This is a genomic window from Pseudomonas emilianonis (assembly GCF_023072625.1).
Taxonomy (GTDB): domain Bacteria; phylum Pseudomonadota; class Gammaproteobacteria; order Pseudomonadales; family Pseudomonadaceae; genus Aquipseudomonas; species Aquipseudomonas paraveronii.
Genome location: NZ_JAKNRV010000440.1, coordinates 1 through 3702, shown reverse-complemented (window position 1 = coordinate 3702; position 3702 = coordinate 1). Strand labels below are relative to the sequence as shown.

General features: G+C 61.9%; 3 protein-coding genes. All 3 read left to right on the top strand.

Annotated features, from left to right (window positions below; genetic code table 11):
• The coding region (locus tag L9Z73_RS27060; protein ID WP_247407673.1) for a type II secretion system F family protein at positions 1 to 411 on the top strand (411 nt) is incomplete at its 5' end.
• A 474-nt stretch (positions 412 to 885) separates the two neighbouring features.
• Complete coding sequence (locus tag L9Z73_RS27055; RefSeq protein ID WP_247407671.1) at positions 886 to 2049, top strand: substrate-binding domain-containing protein; 1164 nt, start codon at positions 886 to 888, stop codon at positions 2047 to 2049.
• Positions 2050 to 2245: 196 nt separating this feature from the next.
• Positions 2246 to 3702: filamentous hemagglutinin N-terminal domain-containing protein (locus L9Z73_RS27050; protein ID WP_247407669.1), on the top strand; the 1457-nt coding region annotated here is incomplete at its 3' end.

The window sequence follows — 3702 nt, the reverse complement described above, 5'->3', positions numbered from 1 at the left end:
AACACCGCACGGTTTGCCTCGACCCTGGCGATCCTCGGCGGCGCGGGGGTGCCGTTGTTGCGCGCCCTCGAAGCGGCGCGCCAGACCTTGTCCAACGAACGCCTGAGCCAGTGCGTCAACGACGCCACCGCCAAAGTGCGCGAAGGCGTCAACCTCGCTCCGGCGCTGGCGGTGGAGAAGGTATTCCCGCCGGTACTGATCCACCTGATCGCCAGCGGCGAAAAAACCGGCTCACTGCCGCCGATGCTCGAACGCGCGGCGCAGACCCTATCGCGGGACATCGAACGCCGCGCCATGGGCATGACCGCGTTGCTGGAGCCGCTGATGATCGTGGTGATGGGCGCCGTGGTGCTGGTGATCGTGATGGCGGTGCTGTTGCCGATCATCGAGATCAACCAACTGGTGACCTGACTACACGCGGTCAAAAATGTGGGAGGGGGCTTGCCCCCGATTGCGGTGGGTCAGTTTATGCATCTGTGGCTGACACTCCCTCATCGGGGGCAAGCCCCCTCCCACAGTGGACCCTATCTGTTCAGTTGATGTCGGGGTGGGCCGATACCGCCAGCCCGCAACCTCGGGTTCATCGTTTCGTCACAGCCAAGCCCCTCGCCACAGCCGACGCCGCCTTGACGAAACCCCCATTGAAACCGCGCAGTCACCTGCCTCCAAACCGCTCAAAACCGTGACCAAAACACCCGAGAATCTTTTTAAAAATCAAGCCCTTCCTCCCGAGGTTTTTTCCCATTGCTGTCATCGGAAGCTGCGAAATTCTCTAGCCATGGCCTCACCCCCAGCCACCCCCGGAACAGGGCTTGGGACCGGAGCCATGGCGTCATGCAAGAGCCATCTACCCAAACGTACAAACACGACGAAAGGAGATTCTTCATGTTTAAGCGCAACGTTCTCGCGGTATCCATGACCCTCGCTGCACTGTGCTCGGCACAGGCTGCAATGGCTGACATCAACGGCGGCGGCGCCACTTTGCCACAAGCGCTGTACCAGACTACAGGCGTCCTCACCACCGGTTTCGCCCCTTACATCGGTGTGGGCAGCGGCAACGGCAAGGCAGCCTTCCTGACCAACGACTACACCAAGTTCGTGGCGGGCGTTACCAACAAGAATGTGCATTGGGCCGGTAGCGATTCGAAACTGAGCGCGACTGAGTTGTCGACCTACCTCACCAACAAACAACCTACCTGGGGCAAGCTGATCCAGGTGCCATCGGTCGCCACTTCGGTCGCCATTCCCTTTAACAAAGCAGGCACTGCGAATGTTGATCTGAGCGTCAACCAGTTGTGCGGCGTGTTCTCGGGCCGTCTGACTGACTGGAGCCAGGTCACTGGTTCCGGCCGCACTGGCGCCATCACCTTGGTGTACCGCAGCGAGTCCAGCGGCACCACCGAACTCTTCACACGCTTCCTTAACGCCAAATGCTCCGAGGCACTGCCTTTTGCCGTGACCACGACGTTCTCGTCGAGCTACGGCACTGGCGTTCCATCCACCGCAGTGGCCGCCACCGGCAGCCAAGGCGTAATGACTGCGCTGAACGCGACTGACGGTGGCATCACCTACATGAGCCCGGACTACGCCGCGTCTACCCTGGCCGGTCTGGATGACGCCACCAAGGTCGCCAAGGTTGGCGGTGTTTCCCCGGCCCCGGATAACGTCTCGGCAGCCATTGCCGTGGTGCCGGTTCCAACCAACGTCAACGATCAGAACGCCTGGGTACCGGTGTTTGGCCCTGCCGGTTCGGCGGACCCAACCGTTGTGCCATACCCCACCACTGGCTACCCGATCCTGGGCTTCACCAACCTGATTTTCAGTCAGTGCTACGCCGACGCGACCCAAACCTCGCAAGTGCGTGCGTTCTTCACCCGTCACTTCGGTTCCAGCGCCTTGAACAGCAACGACAACGCCATCAAGGCCAACCGCTTTGTGCCGCTGCCGACCACCTGGAAAACCGCTATCACCAATAACTTCGTCACTGCGACCAGCACTCTGAGCATCGGCAAGGCTGACGTCTGCAACGGCATCGGTCGTCCGCTGTAACCCTCGCTTCAACGACCTGCAATACCTGATCAGCAACGGCCCGTGCCGTTGCTGATTTTTTGCATTTCTGCCTGCGGTTAGCAGGCCTATATGAACTTTGCATGACAGAAGTTCAGTCGTGCTCCTTGCCAACCGCCTAACCCACATACGTGAGCCTGTCTTACCCCTGGGCGTTAACAAAGAAGGAAAATTCCCGATGGTCCGCTGCAAACCAACGCTTAAGCTGAATGCCCAAGGCCCGAGTGCCCAGGCTGTGTTGCGCCTCAAGCCACTGGCCCAGGCCATTGCCCTGTTGATGGTGGCAGGCAATGCCCAGGCTGCCACGGCGTTCAGTTCCGGCTGGTTTGCCGAAAAAGGCGCATCCCAGGCAGCGACGGCGGCGCGGATCAGTGCCGGGCAGGTGCAGGGGATTCCGACGCTGAACCAGCAGGCGCAGGTCAACCAGCAGCTAGCGCGTTCGATCAGCAACTTGAACACCAGCGTCGCGGCGATTGCGGCCCAGCAGGCGGCGCAAGCGGCAGGGCGCCAGGCGGCGTTCGGCCAGGTGTCGACGATTCCCGATGGCCTGGGCAAGGGCGGCCTGCAGGTCGACAACAGCCTGACCCAGGGCTGGACCAACGCCAAGGGCCCGACCCAAAGCCAGTCCGGTGGCAAGACCACGGTGACCGTCGAGCAGACTGCGGACAAAGCGATCCTCAATTGGGAGACCTTCAACGTCGGGCGCAACACCACCGTCGACTTCCAGCAGCAGTCGAACTGGGCGGTGCTCAACCGTGTCAATGACCCCAACGCGCGGCCCAGTGAGATTCAGGGCCAGATCACCGGCGCAGGCACGGTGATGATCCTGAACCGTAACGGCGTTGTGTTCAGCGGCACCAGCCAGGTTAACGTGCGCAATCTGGTGGCCGCCGCAGCGAACATCACCGACGAGCAGTTCACCCAGCGCGGTATTTACGTCGACACCAACGGCACCCAACCAACATTCACCGACGCGGCCGGCAAGGTTGATGTGCAGCACGGCGCGTTGATCCAGACCCACAACCCCGCCACCTCCACTGATGCGGGCGGTTATGCCTTACTGCTCGGCAGTGAAGTGGAAAACGCTGGCACTCTCATCACTGCCAAAGGCCAGACCACCCTGGCGGCCGGCGACAGTTTCTACATTCGCAAGGGCGTCGGCACCACCGGGAACGACCGCTCCACCACCCGTGGCAATGAAGTGGCGACCAGCCTCAAGGCTGGCTCCACGGCGGGCAAGGTCAGCAACAGCGGCCTGATCATGGCTTCCACCGGTGATATCACCCTGACCGGGCACCAGGTCCAGCAAAATGGCGTGGTCCTGACCAGCACTTCGGTGGACACACGCGGCACCGTTCACTTGCTCAATTCGGCCACTGACACCACCGGCAGCGTGACCCTCGGCGAGGGCAGCACCACCGCGATCCTGCTCGATGCTGGCGACAGCAGCGCCCTCGACAGCCAGAAGAGCGCCGGCCTGACCAAGCTCGACGGCCAAGCTGCCAACTTGATCACCGGCCAGTTCAACCACCTCAGCGCCGTGGCCGACCGCACTGACCAGTCGCGCATCGAGATCGTCAGCGGCGGCACCGTGGATTTCCAGAAGGGCTCGATCACCCTGGCCACGGGCGGGCA

What these genes read in the sequence shown, in the direction of transcription:
- L9Z73_RS27055 (WP_247407671.1), top strand. Translation starts at nt 886, where the DNA reads ATGTTTAAGCGCAACGTTCTCGCGGTATCCATGACCCTCGCTGCACTG.